The organism is Rhizobium sp. Root708, from assembly GCF_001429725.1.
Lineage (GTDB): Bacteria > Pseudomonadota > Alphaproteobacteria > Rhizobiales > Rhizobiaceae > Rhizobium.
Genome location: NZ_LMHV01000038.1, coordinates 1 through 3,205 on the forward strand (window position 1 = coordinate 1; position 3,205 = coordinate 3,205).

Here is a 3,205-nt window from a genome sequence, read left to right on the forward strand (position 1 = left end):
GGCGGCGACCTGGTCGGAGCCCATGGATGCAACCTGAGTGGTGCTCAGTGCTGCGAGCTGCGTCTTCGTCAGAGCTGCGACCTGCGAGGAGGCGAAGGCTGAGATGGTTTCGGTGCGGAGGCCGGCAAGAGCCTTGACCGAGATGGCAGCGAGCTCATCGGTGGTGAAGGTCGCGATATCGTCCGAAGACAGGGCCTTGATGTCGTCCGCGGTCAGAACGGAGATCTGAGCGGAGCTCAGGGCCTGAACCTGCGTCGTGTCGAAGGTGCTGAGTTGCGTCGTCGTCAGAGCGGCGATCTGAACCTTGGAGAGCGCACCGACCTGGCCGGACGTCAGGCCGACAATGCTATCGGTCGTCAGAGCGGTGATCTGCTTGGCGCTCAGCGAGGTGATCTGGGAGGTCGTGAGAGCGCCGAGCTGTGCGGAGTCGAGTGCCACGATCTGGCTGGTTGCCAGTGCCGCGAGCTGCGTGCCCTTGAGAGCCATCAGCTTGTCGGAGGTCAGCGATGCGACCTGTTCCGTCGTCATGCCGGCCAGCGCCTTGACGCTGATGGCGGCAATTTCATCCGTGGAGAACGTTGCGAGTTCGTCCGTGGAGAGCGCCTTCAGCTGGTTGGCGCTGAGAGCGGCGACCTGAACGGATGAAAGCGCTTCAACCTGGGAGGAGGAGAGCGCATCGACCTGGCTGGTGTAGAGTGCGGTAACCTGAGCAGCGGAAAGGCCGCCGATCTGGGTGGAAGATAGAACCTGCATCTGATCGATGTTGAGGCCTATGACAGCGGCTGCCGAGATGGCGCCGATCTGCGACGAGCTTAGTGCAGCAACGTCATCGGTGCTGAGTGCCGAAACCTGGCTCGAGCTGAGCGCCTTGATCTGGCTTACGCTCATTGCCGCAATTTCGGAAGACGCAAGCGCGGCTATCGAAGCGGTCGATAGCGACTTGATTTGGTTGATGGTCAGCGATGAAACAATGGTGGTCATGGACGCGCGCCCCTGGTTAACTGATCAAAACGTCATTCCCTGCCATCGACCTCGAAGACGGACACAATGCCATCCATCGCGGCCTGGAGCGCGTCCTGCGCCCACGGGCAGCTTACCTGCACGCCGAAGCCCCCAAGGCATCGACAACGCAAGCGTCCTGTCGGAGAAAAGAATGCTGCATGGAACATGGCTCGCACGAGCCAGCGCATCGGAAGGGCATCATGCGCCCAGGGTCAACATGACCCTGATCCCTACGCCAGTGGACGCAGACTTCTGGAGTTGGCTACAGCGCCTCGCAACCTTGCCTAAGCAAAACGACGGGCGGCGTCCTTCGACAGAACCCTCACGACCACCACGATATCTATTCATTAGATTTTAATTTTGGATTAACAGGGGACACAGCCGTTCATCTATGAGACAGCGGCTTTTCTACCATTTTTGGGGAGATCGAGGCCCTGTATTACTTTGTGACAGAGCTCGAAGGGGCGACTTCATGAACTCTCGACATTGCGAAGGCACTTGATGACTTCGCGCAGCCCGCGCGTCAGATGCTTGTCGCGCCGCATGACCATGCCGAGTTTTCGGATGAGAGGAGGGCGGACCGACGACGTGACCAGCGCGCCGGCGGTGTCGCGCTTGAGCGCAAGACCCGGAAGCAGCGACCAGCCCAGCCCGGCGGCGACGAGCTCCTTGATGGCTTCGACGCTGCCGAATTCCATCATCGGTTCGCAGCCGACGCCCGATGCCTCGAACCAGCGGTCGGTCGCCGCCCGGGTGTTGCCGCCATCGTAGAGCATGAGGATCTTGTCGCGCAGGAAGGCGGCATCGGGACCACCCTCCGGCATTTCACTCCCGGCCGGCGCCACGGCCAGCATCTCGTCTTCATAGAAGGGCTCGACCTCCAGCGACCGGCCGGATGCCGGGAGTGTGACGACCGCGAGATCGAGCGCGTTTGCTTCGAGCGCCCGCAGGATCTCGTCGGTATTGCCGATCCGGACGATGACCTCGAGGCCCGGCATGTTCTTCTTGACGGCTGATATGGCGCGCGGCAGCAGATGGACGGATGCCGTTCCGCCGCTACCGATCCTGACGCGCCCGACGGAACCCTCTCGATAAGGCGCCATCGCTTCTCCCGCTGCTTCGCATTCGGCGAGAATACGCCGCGCGTGCGTGATCAATTCGACGCCGGCCGGTGACGGTTGCGCCCGTCGGCCGACGCGTTCGATCAGGCGCACGCCGAGTTGCTGCTCCAACTGCTTCACCTGCAGACTGACCGCCGGCTGCGTCAGGCCCACCTTTTCGGCGGCCGCGGTGAAGCTGCCGTGTTCGATAACGCTGACGAAGGTCGCGAGCTGATCGAGATTCAACAACAAAAGAAATCCTTATGATTTGCATTAAAACCATAATCTTCATTAGTGAGCGGAGCTAGCGTTATCTCCAGTGGTCATCTTGATCAGAAGTTTGGAGCACGCCATGGCGAGCAACGTCGGAGAAGAAACATCAACGCGCATAGATGCAGGCACGGTCGCCACCTTGTGGGAGCGAGTTGCAAGGCATTTCAGGCAATGGGCCGAGAAGCGGCAGAGCCGCCACACGCTCACCGAGTTGACCGGCGAGCAACTCGACGACATCGGGGTCACGCGCGGCGAGGCACGTGCGGAATTCGGTAAGTCCTGGTTCTGGGACCAAATCTAACCGGCCGATCTTAGCAGGCGGCGGCGCGCAGGTGGCGCGCCGCGAGCGCCGGTTAGCTGTCCTGATAGCGGGCTGCGACAAGAGCCGCGACCTGATCACCGCTCAGCGCCCCGATCTGCTGGCCGGTGAAGGCATCCAGCTGCTCGGTCGTCAGGCCAGCAATATCTTCGGTCGTCAGGCCCGATAGTGCCTTGGTGCTGATCGCGGCGATCTCGTCGGTCAGGAAGGTGCCGATCTCTTCGACCGACATCGCTCCGATCTGATCGGCGCTGAGGGCGGCGATCTGCGCGCTCGTCAATGCTGCCACCTGGTCGGAACTCAACGCGTCGACCTGGTCGGAGCTCAGCGCTGCGACCTGCTTTGCCGTCAGCGCGCTGATCTGGCTGGAAGCGAGACCTGAGAGAGCATCGGTTGTGAGGGCGCCGACCTGGGAGGCGGTGAGGGCTGAGAGGTGAGCGGTGTCGATGGCGCTGATCTGTGCGGAGACGAGGGCTGCAACCTGACCTGTGGAGAGGGATGCAATCTGCGT

Annotated in this window: 3 protein-coding genes and 1 pseudogene; 1 reads left to right on the forward strand and 3 read right to left on the reverse strand. The window is 61.7% G+C overall.

The window, feature by feature from the left end:
* Together ASE04_RS19205 and ASE04_RS19210 are read right to left on the reverse strand one after the other, a co-directional pair.
* Window positions 1-981: pseudogene (locus ASE04_RS19205) on the reverse strand (beta strand repeat-containing protein); the annotation flags it as partial.
* Between the two features lie 491 nt (window positions 982-1,472).
* Window positions 1,473-2,351, reverse strand: a complete 879-nt coding sequence (locus ASE04_RS19210) for a LysR family transcriptional regulator (protein WP_200960744.1) — start codon at window positions 2,349-2,351, stop codon at window positions 1,473-1,475.
* A 103-nt stretch (window positions 2,352-2,454) separates the two neighbouring features.
* On the opposite strand from ASE04_RS19210, the gene ASE04_RS19215 reads away from it, so the two are divergent.
* Complete coding sequence (locus tag ASE04_RS19215) at window positions 2,455-2,676, forward strand: DUF1127 domain-containing protein (RefSeq protein ID WP_056820510.1); 222 nt, start codon at window positions 2,455-2,457, stop codon at window positions 2,674-2,676.
* 52 nt (window positions 2,677-2,728) lie between these two features.
* Here ASE04_RS19215 and ASE04_RS31055 read toward each other — a convergent pair.
* Window positions 2,729-3,205 (reverse strand): hypothetical protein (locus ASE04_RS31055; protein ID WP_162260539.1); only part of this gene is annotated, 477 nt, incomplete at its 5' end.

Coding starts and splice junctions, on each gene's coding strand:
- ASE04_RS19215 (WP_056820510.1), top strand. CDS start 2,455: ATGGCGAGCAACGTCGGAGAAGAAACATCAACGCGCATAGATGCAGGC.